At 72.6% G+C, this 14268-nt stretch carries 15 protein-coding genes; 4 read left to right on the top strand and 11 right to left on the bottom strand.

Going from position 1 to position 14268, the window contains the following annotated elements; genetic code table 11:
- Positions 1-78 precede the first annotated feature (78 nt).
- Positions 79-1428 (bottom strand): class II 3-deoxy-7-phosphoheptulonate synthase, encoded by a 1350-nt coding sequence (locus tag ACV530_RS34160; protein ID WP_494336593.1) that lies wholly within the window; start codon positions 1426-1428, stop codon positions 79-81.
- A gap of 267 nt (positions 1429-1695) precedes the next feature.
- Between ACV530_RS34160 and ACV530_RS34165 the strand changes: the two genes are divergently transcribed.
- On the top strand, positions 1696-3627 hold the full coding sequence (locus tag ACV530_RS34165) for an anthranilate synthase family protein (protein ID WP_494336594.1): 1932 nt from the start codon (positions 1696-1698) through the stop codon (positions 3625-3627).
- 135 nt (positions 3628-3762) lie between these two features.
- On the opposite strand, the gene ACV530_RS34170 is transcribed toward ACV530_RS34165, so the two are convergent.
- Genes ACV530_RS34170 through ACV530_RS34185 form a run of 4 tightly spaced genes read right to left on the bottom strand, consistent with a single transcriptional unit; the run spans position 3763 to position 7422 of the window.
- Positions 3763-4794 carry a 6-phosphofructokinase gene (locus ACV530_RS34170; protein WP_494336595.1) on the bottom strand — a complete coding sequence of 344 codons (1032 nt, stop codon included), beginning with the start codon at positions 4792-4794 and terminating at the stop codon, positions 3763-3765.
- 44 nt (positions 4795-4838) lie between these two features.
- The gene (locus ACV530_RS34175) at positions 4839-5498 is read right to left on the bottom strand and encodes a response regulator (RefSeq protein ID WP_494336596.1); all 660 of its coding nucleotides are present in this window, start codon (positions 5496-5498) and stop codon (positions 4839-4841) included.
- The gene (gene macS, locus ACV530_RS34180; protein WP_494336625.1) at positions 5495-6601 is read right to left on the bottom strand and encodes a MacS family sensor histidine kinase; all 1107 of its coding nucleotides are present in this window, start codon (positions 6599-6601) and stop codon (positions 5495-5497) included. Before macS ends, ACV530_RS34175 begins: the two co-directional genes overlap by 4 nt.
- Positions 6602-6627: 26 nt before the next feature.
- Positions 6628-7422 (bottom strand): lysophospholipid acyltransferase family protein, encoded by a 795-nt coding sequence (locus tag ACV530_RS34185; RefSeq protein ID WP_494336597.1) that lies wholly within the window; start codon positions 7420-7422, stop codon positions 6628-6630.
- A 119-nt stretch (positions 7423-7541) separates the two neighbouring features.
- Here ACV530_RS34185 and ACV530_RS34190 point away from each other — a divergent pair, with 119 nt between their 5' ends.
- Genes ACV530_RS34190 through ACV530_RS34200 form a run of 3 tightly spaced genes read left to right on the top strand, consistent with a single transcriptional unit; the run spans position 7542 to position 9442 of the window.
- Positions 7542-8309 carry an alpha/beta hydrolase gene (locus ACV530_RS34190; protein WP_494336598.1) on the top strand — a complete coding sequence of 256 codons (768 nt, stop codon included), beginning with the start codon at positions 7542-7544 and terminating at the stop codon, positions 8307-8309.
- Positions 8302-8889 carry a hypothetical protein gene (locus ACV530_RS34195; protein WP_494336599.1) on the top strand — a complete coding sequence of 196 codons (588 nt, stop codon included), beginning with the start codon at positions 8302-8304 and terminating at the stop codon, positions 8887-8889. Before ACV530_RS34190 ends, ACV530_RS34195 begins: the two co-directional genes overlap by 8 nt.
- Positions 8890-8947: 58 nt before the next feature.
- On the top strand, positions 8948-9442 hold the full coding sequence (locus tag ACV530_RS34200; protein WP_494336600.1) for an RNA polymerase sigma factor: 495 nt from the start codon (positions 8948-8950) through the stop codon (positions 9440-9442).
- Here ACV530_RS34200 and ACV530_RS34205 read toward each other — a convergent pair.
- The 6 genes from ACV530_RS34205 to ACV530_RS34230 all read right to left on the bottom strand — a co-directional run bounded on the left by ACV530_RS34205 (position 9397) and on the right by ACV530_RS34230 (position 14224).
- The gene (locus ACV530_RS34205) at positions 9397-10161 is read right to left on the bottom strand and encodes an endonuclease/exonuclease/phosphatase family protein (RefSeq protein WP_494336601.1); all 765 of its coding nucleotides are present in this window, start codon (positions 10159-10161) and stop codon (positions 9397-9399) included. The two genes, ACV530_RS34200 and ACV530_RS34205, sit on opposite strands and share 46 nt — an antisense overlap.
- A 54-nt stretch (positions 10162-10215) precedes the next feature.
- Complete coding sequence (locus ACV530_RS34210; RefSeq protein WP_494336602.1) at positions 10216-11157, bottom strand: ROK family glucokinase; 942 nt, start codon at positions 11155-11157, stop codon at positions 10216-10218.
- A 57-nt stretch (positions 11158-11214) separates the two neighbouring features.
- Complete coding sequence (locus tag ACV530_RS34215; RefSeq protein WP_494336603.1) at positions 11215-11664, bottom strand: DUF5304 domain-containing protein; 450 nt, start codon at positions 11662-11664, stop codon at positions 11215-11217.
- Between the two features lie 56 nt (positions 11665-11720).
- On the bottom strand, positions 11721-12920 hold the full coding sequence (locus ACV530_RS34220; protein ID WP_494336604.1) for an ArsA family ATPase: 1200 nt from the start codon (positions 12918-12920) through the stop codon (positions 11721-11723).
- 38 nt (positions 12921-12958) lie between these two features.
- Complete coding sequence (locus ACV530_RS34225) at positions 12959-13408, bottom strand: SRPBCC family protein (protein ID WP_494336605.1); 450 nt, start codon at positions 13406-13408, stop codon at positions 12959-12961.
- 66 nt (positions 13409-13474) lie between these two features.
- Positions 13475-14224, bottom strand: a complete 750-nt coding sequence (locus ACV530_RS34230) for a metallophosphoesterase family protein (protein WP_494336626.1) — start codon at positions 14222-14224, stop codon at positions 13475-13477.
- Between the last annotated feature and the right edge of the window lie 44 nt (positions 14225-14268).

Consider the following 14268-nt stretch of genomic DNA (forward strand, 5'->3'; position numbering starts at 1 on the left):
AAACGAGAGCCTACGTGTCTATCCCCCCCCCCCCCCCCCCCCCCCCCCCCCCACGGCGTGCTCGGGCCGGGGTGGCCGTCACTGGTCCCGGTACATCTCCGCGACCAGGAAGGCCAGGTCCAGCGACTGGCTGCGGTTGAGCCGCGGGTCGCAGGCCGTCTCGTAGCGCTGGTGCAGGTCGTCGACGAAGATCTCGTCGCCGCCGCCCACGCACTCCGTGACGTCGTCGCCGGTCAGCTCGACGTGGATGCCGCCCGGGTGGGTGCCCAGGCCCTTGTGGACCTCGAAGAAGCCCTTGACCTCGTCCAGCACGTCGTCGAAGCGCCGGGTCTTGTGGCCCGAGGCGGCCTCGAAGGTGTTGCCGTGCATCGGGTCGCACACCCACGCCACCTGCGCACCGGACGCCGTGACCTTCTCGACCAGCTCCGGGAGCCGGTCGCGCACCTTGTCGGCGCCCATGCGGGTGATGAAGGTCAGCCGGCCCGGCTCGCGCTCCGGGTCGAGGCGGTCGATCAGCGTGAGCGCCTCCTCCGACGTGGTCGTCGGGCCCAGCTTCACGCCGAGCGGGTTGCGGATGCGCGCCGCGAACTCGATGTGCGCGCCGTCGAGCTGCCGGGTGCGCTCACCGATCCACACCATGTGGCCCGACACGTCGTACAGATTGCCCGTACGCGAGTCGACACGGGTCAGCGCGGATTCGTAGTCGAGGATGAGCGCCTCGTGCGAGGCGAAGAACTCGACGGTCTTGAACTCCTCCGGGTCCACCCCGCAGGCGTTCATGAAGTTCATCGCCCGGTCGATCTCCCGCGCCAGCGCCTCGTAGCGCTGACCGGAGGGCGAGGAGCGCACGAAGTCCTGGTTCCAGGCGTGCACCTGGCGCAGATCGGCGTAGCCGCCGGTGGTGAAGGCGCGCACCAGGTTCAGCGTGGAGGCCGAGGCGTTGTACATCCGCTTCAGGCGCTGCGGGTCCGGCGTACGGGCCTCGGAGGTGAAGGCGAAGCCGTTGACGGAGTCGCCGCGGTACGTCGGCAGGGTCACGCCGTCGCGGGTCTCGGTCGGCTTCGAACGCGGCTTGCTGTACTGACCGGCGATCCGGCCCACCTTGACCACCGGCACCGAACCGGCGTAGGTCAGCACCGCGCCCATCTGGAGCAGGGTCTTCAGCTTGTTGCGGATCTGGTCGGCGCCGACGGCGTCGAACGCCTCGGCACAGTCACCGCCCTGGAGAAGGAACGCCTCGCCACGGGCCACCGCTCCCAGACGCTCGCGCAACTGGTCGCACTCGCCGGCGAAGACGAGGGGCGGATAGGACTCGAGCTCGGCGATCACATCGCGCAGAGCCACTTGGTCCGGCCAGTCGGGCTGCTGCGCCGCGGGAAGGGAGCGCCAGGTGTTGCCACCGGCGTGGATTTCAGCGTTCACGGTCACGCCTCAACAGTACGGGGTCGCGCCGCCGGCCCAGCAGACGGCCCGAAGTATGAGACGCATTTTCCGGAATGTGGCGACAGGCCCGTCCGGCATCGGGTATGGTGCGCCGCATGTACGTGCTCATGAACCGGAACTGGTGGTGGACCGCTCTCACGGCGGCCCACTGATCGCGCGTACATCCCGATCATCGCGAAGGCCGCCCGAGGGGCGGCCTTCGGCGTCTTGCGACACAGCCGGCCGTTCCTCCCCCGCACGGAAGGAACCCGCATGTCCACCGCCTCCGCTTCCGCTCTCCTCACCCGGCTGACCGCCGGCGGCTGCCCGCCGTTCGCCCTCCTCCACCGCCGCACCCCCGGGCTCCCCGGCGACACCGTCGAGCTGCTGCTCGGCCCGGTCTCCGAGGCCCCGCTGCTCGGCGGCATCCCGCTGCCGGACGGCCCGCCCCCGGGTGGCGGGCCGGTGACGGACGCGCTGGCGCTCGTACCGTTCCGGCAGATCCGCGAGCGGGGCTTCGACGTCCCGGACGACGGGACACCGCTGCTCGTGCTGCGGCCCGAGGAGACGTACGAACTGCCGCTCGCCGAGGTGCTCGACGCGCTGCCCGCGCACGAAGTGCGGGTCGAGGGCGGTGCGTTCGACGTGGACGACGATGCGTACGCGGCCATCGTGGAGCGAGTCATCGAGGACGAGATCGGCACCGGCGAGGGTGCCAACTTCGTCATCCGGCGGACGTTCGAGGGCGAGATCCACGGCTTTGCGGCCGCCGATGCGCTCGCGCTCTTCCGGCGTCTGCTCTCCGGCGAGCGCGGTGCGTACTGGACTTACGTCGTGCACACCGGCGAGCGGACGCTGGTGGGAGCGAGCCCGGAGGTCCATGTGCGGATGTCCGGCGGGACGGTCGTGATGAACCCGATCAGCGGGACCTACCGCTACCCGGCCGAGGGCGGCCCGTCCGCCGAGGGGCTGCTCGCCTTCCTCCAGGACCGCAAGGAGATCGACGAGCTGTCCATGGTCGTGGACGAGGAGCTCAAGATGATGTGCACCGTCGGCGACCGGGGCGGCGCGGTGATCGGCCCCCGGCTGCGGGAGATGGCCCACCTCGCGCACACCGAGTACGAGCTGCGGGGGCGCTCCTCGCTGGACGTGCGCGAGGTGCTGAAGGAGACGATGTTCGCGGCCACGGTCACCGGGTCGCCGGTGCAGAACGCGTGCCGCGTCATCGGGCGGTACGAGGGCGGCGGGCGCGGCTACTACGCGGGCGCGCTCGCCCTCATCGGCCGTGACGCGCACGGTGCGCAGACCCTGGACTCGCCGATCCTGATCCGCACCGCCGACATCGACCGGCTCGGGCGGCTGCGGATCGGGGTCGGGGCGACGCTCGTACGGCACTCCGATCCGCGCGGCGAGGTCGCCGAGACGCATGCCAAGGCGGCGGGCGTGCTGGCCGCGCTCGGGGTGCGGCCGTCGCGGGTTGCGGAATCGCCTGCTCCGCCTGTGCGGCTCGCGGACGATCCGCGGGTGCGGGCCGCGCTGGACGCCCGGCGGTCGGACCTGTCCCCCTTCTGGCTGCGGATGCAGGACCCCGCCGGGTCCTCGCCACTGGACGGGCACGCCCTGGTCGTCGACGGCGAGGACACCTTCACGGCGATGCTCGCGCACATGCTGCGCACCTCGGGACTGACGGTCACCGTGCGGCGCTACGACGAGCCGGGCCTGCGGGACGCCGCGCTGGCGCACCGGGGTCCCGTGGTGCTGGGCCCCGGCCCCGGCAACCCCTCGGACCTGGCCGACCCCAAGATGCGGCTGCTGCGCGAGCTCGCGGCGGAGCTGCTGCGCACCCATGAGGGCGGGCTGCTGGGCGTGTGCCTGGGGCACGAACTGATCGCCGCGGAGCTGGGGATGGAGATCGTGCGGAAGGACGTGCCGTACCAGGGGGCGCAGGAGCGGATCGACTTCTTCGGGAGGGAGGAGACGGTGGGCTTCTACAACACGTTCACGGCGCGGTGCGACGGGGAGGTGGCGGAGGAGTTGGCGCTGCACGGGATCGAGCTGAGCCGGGACGGGGTGAGCGGGGATGTGCATGCGGTGCGGTCGCCTGCGGGGTTCGCGGGTGTGCAGTTCCACCCGGAGTCGGTGCTGACGCTGAACGGTGCGGCGATCGTCGCGGGGTTGGTGGCGGAGGTCGTCGCGGTGCGCTGACAAAATCCAGCCCGTCCGGCGATTGAGGACAACCGCGCGGAGCGCGGTTCCGGGGCCCGGGGCGGAGCCCCGGAGGAAACGGTGAAAGGGCGGGGCAGGGGCAAAAATCCCCACCCCGCACCGGTGCGGCCGGGCTCAGCCGAAGAAGACCTTCACCTCCTCGTACCGCTCCGCCGGCACCGTCTTCAACCGCTCCGTCGCGGCAGCGAGCGGCACCCGGGCGATGTCCGTCCCCCGCAGGGCGACCATGCAGCCGTACGCCCCGTCCCGCACCGCGGCGATCGCGTGCAGCCCGAAGCGCGTCGCGAGCCAGCGGTCGAACGCGCTGGGGGTGCCGCCGCGCTGGACATGGCCCAGCACCGTGGTGCGCGCCTCCTTGCCCGTGCGGCGTTCGATCTCCTTCGCCAGCCACTCCCCCACGCCCGACAGGCGGACGTGGCCGAAGGAGTCCCGCGCGGCGGAGTCCTTCAGCACCACGTCGCCGTCCTTCGGCATGGCGCCCTCCGCGACGACCACGATCGGCGCGTAGCTGGAGCGGAACCGGGAGGTGACCCACCCGCAGACCTCGTCGAGGTCGAAGCGCTGCTCGGGGATGAGGATGACGTTGGCCCCGCCGGCCAGCCCGGAGTGCAGGGCGATCCAGCCCGCGTGCCGGCCCATGACCTCCACGACGAGGACGCGCATGTGCGACTCGGCGGTGGTGTGCAGCCGGTCGATGGCCTCGGTGGCGATGCCGACGGCGGTGTCGAAGCCGAAGGTGTAGTCCGTGGCGGACAGGTCGTTGTCGATGGTCTTGGGCACGCCGACGCAGCGCACGCCGTGCTCCTCGCAGAGCCGCGCGGCAACGCCGAGCGTGTCCTCGCCGCCGATGACGATCAGGGCGTCCACCTCGCACTTGTCGAGGTTGTCCAGGATCCGGCGGACGCCGTCGCGTTCCTTGAAGGGGTTCGTGCGCGACGAACCGAGCATCGTGCCGCCCCGCGGCAGCATCCCCCGCACCGCGGGGATGTCGAGACGTACCGTCGTGCCCAGGAGCGGCCCGCGCCAGCCGTCCCTGAAGCCGGTGAATTCGTAGTCGTACTCCTGGACGCCCTTGCGGACGACCGCTCGGATGACGGCGTTGAGCCCGGGGCAGTCACCGCCACCGGTCAGTACTCCGACCCGCATGACACCCTCCCGTAAGCCAAGGACGCCGCCCGGCCGGACAGGGGTCAGGCGCCGTCGAGACCTTGCTCTATCGCGTAGCGCACGAGCTCCACGCGGTTGTGCAACTGGAGCTTGCCCAAGGTGTTCTGAACATGGTTCTGCACCGTTCGGTGGGAAATAACCAGCCGCTCGGCGATCTGCTTGTAGGAGAGTCCCTTGGCGACGAGGCGGAGCACCTCGGTCTCGCGGTCGGTCAGCCGGGGGAGCTCCGGCCGGTCGGGGGCGGGGGGCGTGTGGTCGGCGGCGAGCCTGCGGTACTCGCCCAGCACCAGTCCGGCCAGGCCGGGGGTGAAGACGGGGTCGCCGGCGGCCGTGCTGCGGACGGCGGCCAACAGCTCTTCCGTACTGGCCGACTTGACCAGATAGCCGGTCGCCCCGGACTTCACCGCCTCCAGGACGTCCTCGTGCTCGCCGCTCGCGGACAGCACGAGGACGCGCAGCGCCGGGTCGGCCGCCACCAGTTCCTTGCAGACGGCCACCCCGGGCAGGCCCGGCAGGTTGAGGTCGAGCACGAGTACCTCGGGGGACGCCGCCCTGGCGCGGCGCACCGCCTCGGGGCCGTCGCCCGCCGTGGCCACCACGTCGAATCCGGCGGCGGCCAGGTCTCGCGCGACCGCGTCCCGCCACATCGGGTGGTCGTCGACCACCATCACCTTCACACTCATCGGGGAACCCTCAGTTCGACTTCCGTGCCCTGGCCGGGCACCGAGATCAGCTCCGCGCGGCCGCCGAGGTCGCGCAGCCGGCCGCGGATCGACAGGGCGACGCCCATGCGTCCCTCCTGCTCGGCGGCGGCCAGGCGGCCCTCGGGGATGCCCGGGCCGTCGTCCCGCACGGTGACGATCACCTCGTCCGGCTCGTCCTCCAGCAGGATCCAGGCCCGCGCGCCGTCGCCGGCGTGCGCGGCGACGTTGTCCAGGGCGGCGCCCACGGCGGCCGCCAGCTCACCGGCCGCGGCGGCGTCCAGCATCACCGGCGTGCCGGGCACGGCCAGCGAGACGGTGGCGGTGGAGTACGGGCCGAGCAGGGCCCGCAGGTCACAGGGGCCGTCGGCGGAAGGCGGCGGCGCGTCCGGAGAAGGACCGCCCGCGATGAGCGTACGCAGCGCGATCTCCTGCTCGCCCGCCATCCGGCCCAGCTCGGCGGCCTCCCCGCCGAGCGCCGTGCCCCGGCGCTGGACCATGGCCAGGACCTGGAGCACCCCGTCGTGGATGTCGCGGGCGAGCCGCTCGCGTTCCCGGGTGGCCGCCTCGATCCGCAGGGCCTTGGCGAGCGTGCGCTCGCTGATCCGCGTCACCTCGACGACATAGCCGATGGCGATGCTGGCGACCCACACCAGCAGCAGGTCGCGGACGGGCAGTTCCTCGCGCTCGGCGACATTGGCGGCGACCACCAGCGTCGCGGCGACCGTCGCCCAGCGCCAGCCGCCCTTGAGCGCGCACCCGAGCGCCGCGCCCGCCGTCCAGACCGCGGGCAGGGTGTGGGTGCCGTCCGCGATGCGGGCGTCGGTGTCCAGTACGCCGGTGAGCAGGATCCCGGCGAGCGCCATGGCGAGGTCCGCCAGCGGGAAGTGCCAGGTACAGCGTTCGGCGGAGGAGAACCGGCGCCAGGTCAGCAGCGTCCACAGAGTGAGTACGCCCATATAGAGCGAGGCGCCCAGCGGGTGGGCGTAGCGCTGGTGGTCGGGGACGTACAGCACGAGCGCATAGCCGAGGGCCACCAGCCGGTAGCCGGTGAGCGCACGCCACAGAGGCAGCTCCACCGACATGCGGAGCCGGCTCGTATCCGGCGCGGTCACTGTTCCTTGCGGTGCCGCAGCGTGAAGCGCTTCTTCTCCTCGTCCTCGAGACCGGCGGCCTTCGAGGCCTCCTTCTCGTCCTTCTCCTCCTGCGCCTTGCGCTTCGCCTCCTCGGCGATCTGGCGCTTGGCGGCCGTGGCGTAGACGTCCACGTACTCCTGGCCGGAGAGCTTCATGATCTCGTACATCACCTCGTCGGTGACCGAGCGGAGGATGAAGCGGTCGCCGTCCATGCCGTGATAGCGGCTGAAGTCCAGCGGCTTGCCGATGCGGATACCCGGGCGCATCAGCTTGGGCATCACCTTGCCCGGCGGCTGGATCTTCTCCGTGTCGATCATCGCGACCGGGATCACGGGCGCACCGGTGGCCAGCGCCACGCGGGCCAGGCCGCCCGGCTTGCCGCGGTAGAGGCGGCCGTCGGGCGAGCGGGTGCCCTCGGGGTAGATGCCGAACAGCTCGCCGCGCTCCAGCACCTCGATGCCGCTCTGGATCGCCGCTTCACCGGCGCCGCGGGCACCCGAGCGGTCAACGGGGAGCTGCCCGACACCCTTGAAGAAGGCGGCCGTCAGCTTCCCCTTGACTCCGGGGGAGGTGAAGTACTCCTGCTTCGCGATGAACGTGACCTTGCGGTCGAGGATTGCCGGGAGGAAGAACGAGTCCGAGAAGGACAGGTGGTTGCTCGCCAGGATCGCGGGACCCTCGGCCGGAATGTTCTCCAGGCCCTCCACCCACGGCCGGAAGGCAAGCTTCAGCGACCCGCCGATGGACAGCTTCATAGCGCCGTAGAACAACCGAGAACCTCCTGTAGTGACGAGGAGACCTTAACCTGCCTACCCGGCGTGCGACGCTCCGCGTACGCTGAGGGACAGACCCTTGTCTCGTTGTCCCGTTTCATCGATCGGAGATCCCGGTGCCGCTTCTCCCCGGTGCCGAGCCGTTCCGCCATGACGGCGGAGAGGTCGGCGTCCTTGTGTGCCACGGCTTCACCGGTTCCCCGCAGTCCGTCCGGCCCTGGGCCAATTATCTCGCGGAGCGCGGTCTCACCGTCTCGTTGCCCCTGCTGCCCGGTCACGGCACGCGCTGGCAGGACATGCAGATCACCGGCTGGCAGGACTGGTACGCGGAGGTCGACCGCGAGCTGTGGTCCCTGCGGGAGCGCTGCGCCGAGGTGTTCGTGTGCGGCCTGTCGATGGGCGGCGCGCTCGCGCTGCGGCTGGCGGCCAAGCACGGCGAGGCCGTCGCCGGCGTCGCGGTGGTCAACCCCGCGAACAAGGTGCACGGGATCGGGGCGAAGGCGCTGCCCGTGCTGCGCCACCTGATCCCTTCCTCCAAGGGCATCTCCAGCGACATCGCCATGGAGGGCATGACGGAGACCGGGTACGACCGGGTGCCGCTGCACGCGGCGCACTCGTTCCGCCGCTTCCTCCAGCTGCTGGACGGTGAACTGCCGCAGGTGACACAGCCGTTGCTGCTGATGCACAGCCCGCAGGACCATGTGGTGCCGCCCGCCGACTCGGCGCGCATCCTGGCCCGCGTCTCCTCCATGGACGTCACGGAGCGGCTGCTGGAGCGCAGCCACCACGTGGCGACCCTGGACCACGACGCCGAGGCGATCTTCGACGACACCTGGGCGTTCATCGGCCGGCTCTCCCGGCACGGGGCGGCGCCCCGTGGCTGAACGCGACGCCGGGCACGACCGCGACCGCGACGAGAGCGGGGAGCCGCTCGACGAGGACGCGGCGTGGGCGGAACTGGTCGCGGCCTACGGCGAGCAGCCCGACCCGGAGAAGGGCCGCTGGCCCGCGACCGGTGACGACACCGCGGCGGACGCCCCGCAGGCACCGGAGGCTCCGCAGGCTCCGGAGAAGTCGGCGCCGCCCGCCGAGCGGCCGGGGAGTTTCGTCGTCTTCGCCCCGGGCGTCGGCCCCCGCGACTGGACCACCGCCGAGCCCCCGGCGGACAAGGCGGATAGGGCGGATAAGGCGAACAAGGGCGACGACGATGACGAGGGCCACTTCGTCCCCCCGGAGCCGCCGCCGCTCCCGACCGGTGACGTCACCTCGCGCTTCGCGTGGCTGGCGGTGCTGGGCGGCCCCCTGCTGCTCCTGGTGACGGTCCTGCTCCAGCAGGAACTGACGTGGTGGATCACCACCCTGGGCATCGGCGGCTTCCTCGGCGGCTTCGCGACGCTCGTCCTGCGGATGCGGGACGGGGACGAGGAGGACGACGACGATCCGGGCCGCGGCGCGGTCGTCTGACCGCACGCCACCCCGCGCAACACGAGCCCGTCCGGGACCTTCCCGGGCGGGCTCGGTCATGTCCGGCGTCAGACGCCCGCCCCCGCAGGAGGAATCCGACGCCTCGGCGATGGAACGGTCCCGTGACGACGCCCGCCCGTGGCTGTTCGGCATCGCGACCAATCTGATCCGGCGCCACCGCCGTTCCGAGGCCCGCCGGTTCAAGGCGCTCGCCGCCGTCCCGGCGCCCGTCGAGCACGACGACGGCCCGGCGGAACGGGCCGGCGCCGAGGGCGTTCGCCGGGACCTGGCCGCCGCGCTGGCCCGGCTCCCGCCCCGGCACCGGGACGTGCTCCTGCTGGTGGCCTGGGGCGACCTCGGTTACGAGGAGGGACGAAGCCCCACCGGGGCCCAGGGGGCGGAGCCCCCGGTGGGGTGCAGGGGCGGAGCCCCGCCCGCCGCGGGGTGGCGCAGGGGCGGCAGCCCCTGCGGAAACGGAGAAAGGGCGGGGCGGGGAGGAAACCCCCCTCACCCACCCACCGGCACCCGCACCACCGCCAGCACCGGAAGGTGATCCGTGGCCGCCCGCAGGTCGGACTCGGCAACCCCCGGCAGCCCCATCGGCACCCCGCACCCCAGCACCTCCACGCCCTCCGTCGCGAAGACCGCGTCGATGCGCTGGAGGGGATCACCGAGGCGCGTGGTGTGCTCGCGGCCCCACGGCGCGGTGGCCCAGCCGTCCTGGAGGGCACCGGCGAGCAGGCCGAACGTCCGGCCGTCGGGGCGGTCGTTGAAGTCGCCGCCCACGACGGCGTGCGGGACCCCGAGAGAGGCGGCCTTGTCCAGCAGCAACTGCCCCTGGGCGTACCGCTCCTGCTGGTTGACGCTCAAGTGGCAGCAGACGACGCCCAGTCGGGCCCCGCCGAAGCGGAACACGGCGGTCGCCAGACCGCGCTGGTGCAGTCCGGCGGTGCGGGGCAGCAGTACGTCCTCCGCGCGCTCGACGTGGGCGCGCAGCGAGGAGAGGATCATCGGGCCCGAGGCGGTGGCGCCGCCCGTGACGTACACGAGCTCCGACATCCGCGCGAGCCGGGCCGCCGCCTTGCGCCACCGGAAGAAGCGGGGCGCCTCCTGGACGCAGACGACGTCGGGGGCACAGGCCCGTATGACCCGGGCGAGTGCGGGCACGTCGTCACGCAGGGAACGGACGTTGTAGCTGAGCACGCGGACGACGGCCGAGCCGTCGGCCTCGGTGCGGGACGCGGGGAGGTCGGTCAGCGCGGTGGGGTTCACGGGACGATCCTTCCCGATCCCCGCCGCGCCGACCACGGCTTTTCCCTCGGGCCCTCAGCCCTGGCGCGCGAGGTCCGCGGCGCCGACCAGCCCGGCCTTGCCGCCCAGCTGCGCGGCGAGCACCTGCGCGTGCGGACGCCACTCGCCGCCGACCAGCCAGCGGCGGAAGGACTTGCGGATCGGGTCCAGGACGAGGTCGCCCTCGTCCGAGAGGCCGCCGCCGACGATGAACGCCGACGGGTCGAAGAGCGAGGCCAGGTCGGCCAGGCCCGCGCCGACCCAGCGGGCCAGCTCTCGGAAGGAGTCGACGGCCACCGGGTCGCCCTGCCGGGCGGCCTCGCTGATGTGCTTGCCCTCGATGCCCTCGACGGTGCCGTCGCCCAGGCCGAGGAGGATCTCCGCGTTCTCGGGGGTGGCGTTGGCGCGCTGCTTCGCGTAGCGGACGAGCGCCCGGCCGGAGGCGTACTGCTCCCAGCAGCCCTGGCTGCCGCAGCCGCACAGCAGGCCGTCGGGGACGACCCGGATGTGGCCGAACTCGGCGGCGACGCCGAAGCGTCCGCGGCGCAGCTTGTTGCCGATGATGATGCCGCCGCCGAGGCCGGTGCCCAGGGTGATGCAGATGACGTCGTCGTGGCCCTGGCCGGCGCCGAAGCGGTACTCGCCCCAGGCGGCGGCGTTGGCGTCGTTCTCGACGACGACCGGGAGGCCCACGCGCTGCTCGACCTTGTCCTTGAGCGCCTCGTGCCGCCAGTTGATGTTCGGTGCGAACAGGACGGTGGCCCGCTTGTCGTCCACATAGCCCGCGGCGCCGATGCCGACGGCCTCGACATCGTGGTCGGCACTGACGGTGCGCACCGCGTCGGCGATGGCGTCGATGACGCCTTCGGAGGTGTCCGGGGTCGGCACCTTGCATGTCGCGAGGATCGAACCCTCTTCGTCGACCACGCCGGCCGCGATCTTCGTGCCGCCGATGTCCACGCCGATGGTGAGTCCCATGTGTCCCTCAGTTGTTTAGCCCGAACCCCGCCGCGACAACCGTACCGGAGACGGGGATCAGTCGAGATCGATGCGTTCTGTCCCGGTGCTCTCGCCGCCCTCGCCGCCGTCGTCGCCCTCCTGCGATGCCCCGGGGCGCCCCGGGGCATCGCCCCGGGTCCAGCGCTCCTCCGCGCCGCGCACGGCGGCGCGGTAGGCGGCGAGCAGCTCGGTACCGGCCGAGGCGAGGTGGTCGAAGACCTCGGGGTTGCGCTCGACGACGGGCTCCATGGCGGCCTTCGCCCGGTCGACGATCTGCTGGACCGCGCCCTGTGCCGTCGCACCCGCGAACGGCAGCCCGAGGTCCGCGACCTTGTCCGCGACGGCGTCGACCAGCTTGCGGAGCTCCTCGGCGGCGCTGCCGGGCTGCGGCCCGTACTGCTCGCGCCGGCGGGCGCGCTCGGCGGCGAGGTCCTCGGCGCAGGCCTGCTCCCAGGCGTCCGGCCCGGGCTCGGTGCGGTCACTCATCACGAACTCCTGGGACTGGGTGTGTCTTCGACGGTACCCGACGAAGGGTGCGCAGCTCAGGGCGTCCGCGGCCACAGCGCGGGGTCGGGCACGAAGCGTATGCACAGCGCTGCGTCGCGCAGTCCGGCACCGGCGACGGTGCAGCGTCGCAGGGCGGACGGCAGGGACAGGACGCGGCGGAACGGGCCGACGGAGAGGACGAGTTCGTCGCCGCGGCGCACCAGTTGGAGGGTGCCGCGGTCCGCGCCGGGCAGGGGGATGCGCCAGACGAGCATGCCGTCGTCGGCGAGGCGGTCCTCGACGGTCCAGGGCTCGGGTCCGGGGGCGTGGCCGGGCTCGTCGCCGCAGTGGGGTACGAGCTCCGCCAGGTCCGCGAGGCCGCGCGGGGCACGGCCGAGGTGGGGCAGCGCGATGGCGTCGATGCCGTGGAACTCCTCGCGCAGTGCCTTGGCGGCGGTCTGCTGCTCGGCCGCGAGCGCGGCCAGCCAGGGGTCGGCGGAGCCGTCCGGCAGCTGTCTGTTGGCTATGAGGCGGTCGACGCGGCAGCCCTGGAGGGCGAGCCCGGCGCGGACGGTGCGCAACGCGTCGACGGCGGACGGGCCGGGTTCGGCGACGAGCCGCACGGTGGTGGTGTCCGCCTCGATCAGGCCCTGTACGACGGCCAGTTCGGCGTCCCAGCGCTCGGCGGTCTCGTAGAGCCGCTGCGTGGGCATGGGCACCCCGGCCAGCTGGGCGAGCATCGGGCGCAGCGCGCGGGCGGCCTGCCGTTCGGCGGGCAGCAGGCGGCGCAGGTAGCGGCGCAGCTGTTCGGGCAGGGCGAGCAGCCGGACGGTCTCGTGGGCGGGCGGCATGTCGACGACGACGAGGTCGTACGCCGAGCCCGCGGCGGCGCGCAGGGCGGCCAGGATCGCGAGCGGCTCGGCGCCGGGCGGCTCGGTGAGTTCCTCGGGGTCCAGCGGGGTGGCGCCGAGGAGGTCGAAGAGGGAGGCCCCGCGCTCCTGGAGGTCGCGCGCGAGCGCGGCGAAGTGCTCGCCGGGGGCGATGCGGGCCGCCCGGAGGCCGGGCGCCGCGTCGGCCGGCGGGGTCCCCGCCACGACGGGCGGCAGCGGGGTGCCGAGCACCGCGTCGGGCGCGGGCCCGCGGTCGCCGGTGAGCAGCAGTACGCGCCGCCCCTGCCGGGACGCGGCGAGGGCGGTCGCCGCGGCGACGGTGGTGCGGCCCGCGCCGCCGGGACCGGTGACGAGGACCGTACGCAAAGAAGAGCCTCCGGCAGGCAGGTGAATGGGCCAGGGTGTCAGGACGTCGCGACGGCCTCGACGCGCGCCTTGAGCCCGGACAGGGCGCGGTCGATGATGACCTTCTCCGCCTTGCGCTTGATCATGCCGAGCATGGGGATCTTCACGTCGACGGTGAGCTGGTAGGTCACCTCGGTGTGCCGGCCGCCCTCGAGGGGCCTGAGGCTGTAGGAGCCGTCGAGCTGGCGCAGCATCTGGGACTTGACCAGGGACCAGCTGACCTGATCGTCCGTGGGCCAGCTGTAGGCCAGCGTGTGGTCGTCCTTGATGGCCCCCGCGTCGAGCACCAGGCGCACCTTCGAGGCGCGGCCCTGCTCGTCCTTCTCGAGGACCTCGGCCTGCTTGACCTCGCCGGTCCACTCCGCGTAGTTGTCGAAGTCGGCGATCACCGCCATGACCTCGGCGGGGGTCGCCTCGATCGTGATGCTCGAGCTGGTGTGTTCCGCCATCTCCGTGGCTCCTCCGTACCGCTCCGCCGCCAGTGTCTGCCGGTGAAGGCTACCTTGCGCGGCCGGTCACCACTCCAGGGCCCAGGGGGTACCGGTCGACGCGAAGTGGCCGACGTTGACGCATTCGGTCGCGCCGACGCGCATCCGGCGGGCCAGGGGCTGGTGAACATGGCCGAAGAGCGCGTACTTGGGACGGGTCGCGCGGATGACCTCGAGCAGGGCCTCGCTGCCGCGCTCGAAGCGGCGGGCGACGGTGTCGTAGCAGAGTTCGGGCACGTCAGGCGGGATGTGCGAGCAGAGCACGTCGACCGTGCCGAGGGCGGCGAGCTTGGCGGCGTAGGTCTCGTCGTCGATTTCGTACGGGCCGCGCATGGGCGATCTCAGGCCACCTCCGACGAAGCCGAAAACCAGCCCCCCGATCTCGGCCCGCTCGCCGTCGAGCACGGTGACGCCGGGACGGGCGTACTCGGGCCAGAGGTGGGGGACGTCGACGTTCCCGTAGGTGGCGTAGGTGGGGGTGGGGAAGGCGGCGAAGAGCTCGGCGTACTGCTTGCGGACCGCGTTCTCGACCGCGGGCTCGCGGTCGATGCCCGCCCAGAGGCCGCGGGTCAGCTCACGGGCCTCGGCGAAGCGGCGGCCGGCGCGCAGTTCGACGATGCGGTCGGCGTTCTCGACGCCGAAGAGCTCCGGGAAGATGCCGCGCGAGTGGTCGGCGTAGTCGAGGAAGAGGACCAGATCGCCCAGGCACACCAGGGCGTCGGCGCCGTCGCCCGCCCGGGCGAGATCCTCGGCGTTGCCGTGTACATCGCTGACCACATGCACTCTCACAGAGAGCACCCTAGGCGCCGCCCCATGGCCTC

The organism is Streptomyces sp. SX-6, from assembly GCF_059089585.1.

Coding starts and splice junctions, on each gene's coding strand:
- ACV530_RS34165 (WP_494336594.1), top strand. CDS start 1,696: ATGTCCACCGCCTCCGCTTCCGCTCTCCTCACCCGGCTGACCGCCGGC.
- ACV530_RS34170 (WP_494336595.1), bottom strand. CDS start 4,794: ATGCGGGTCGGAGTACTGACCGGTGGCGGTGACTGCCCCGGGCTCAAC.
- ACV530_RS34175 (WP_494336596.1), bottom strand. CDS start 5,498: ATGAGTGTGAAGGTGATGGTGGTCGACGACCACCCGATGTGGCGGGAC.
- macS (WP_494336625.1), bottom strand. CDS start 6,601: ATGTCGGTGGAGCTGCCTCTGTGGCGTGCGCTCACCGGCTACCGGCTG.
- ACV530_RS34200 (WP_494336600.1), top strand. CDS start 8,948: ATGTCCGGCGTCAGACGCCCGCCCCCGCAGGAGGAATCCGACGCCTCG.
- ACV530_RS34210 (WP_494336602.1), bottom strand. CDS start 11,157: ATGGGACTCACCATCGGCGTGGACATCGGCGGCACGAAGATCGCGGCC.
- ACV530_RS34215 (WP_494336603.1), bottom strand. CDS start 11,664: ATGAGTGACCGCACCGAGCCCGGGCCGGACGCCTGGGAGCAGGCCTGC.
- ACV530_RS34225 (WP_494336605.1), bottom strand. CDS start 13,408: ATGGCGGAACACACCAGCTCGAGCATCACGATCGAGGCGACCCCCGCC.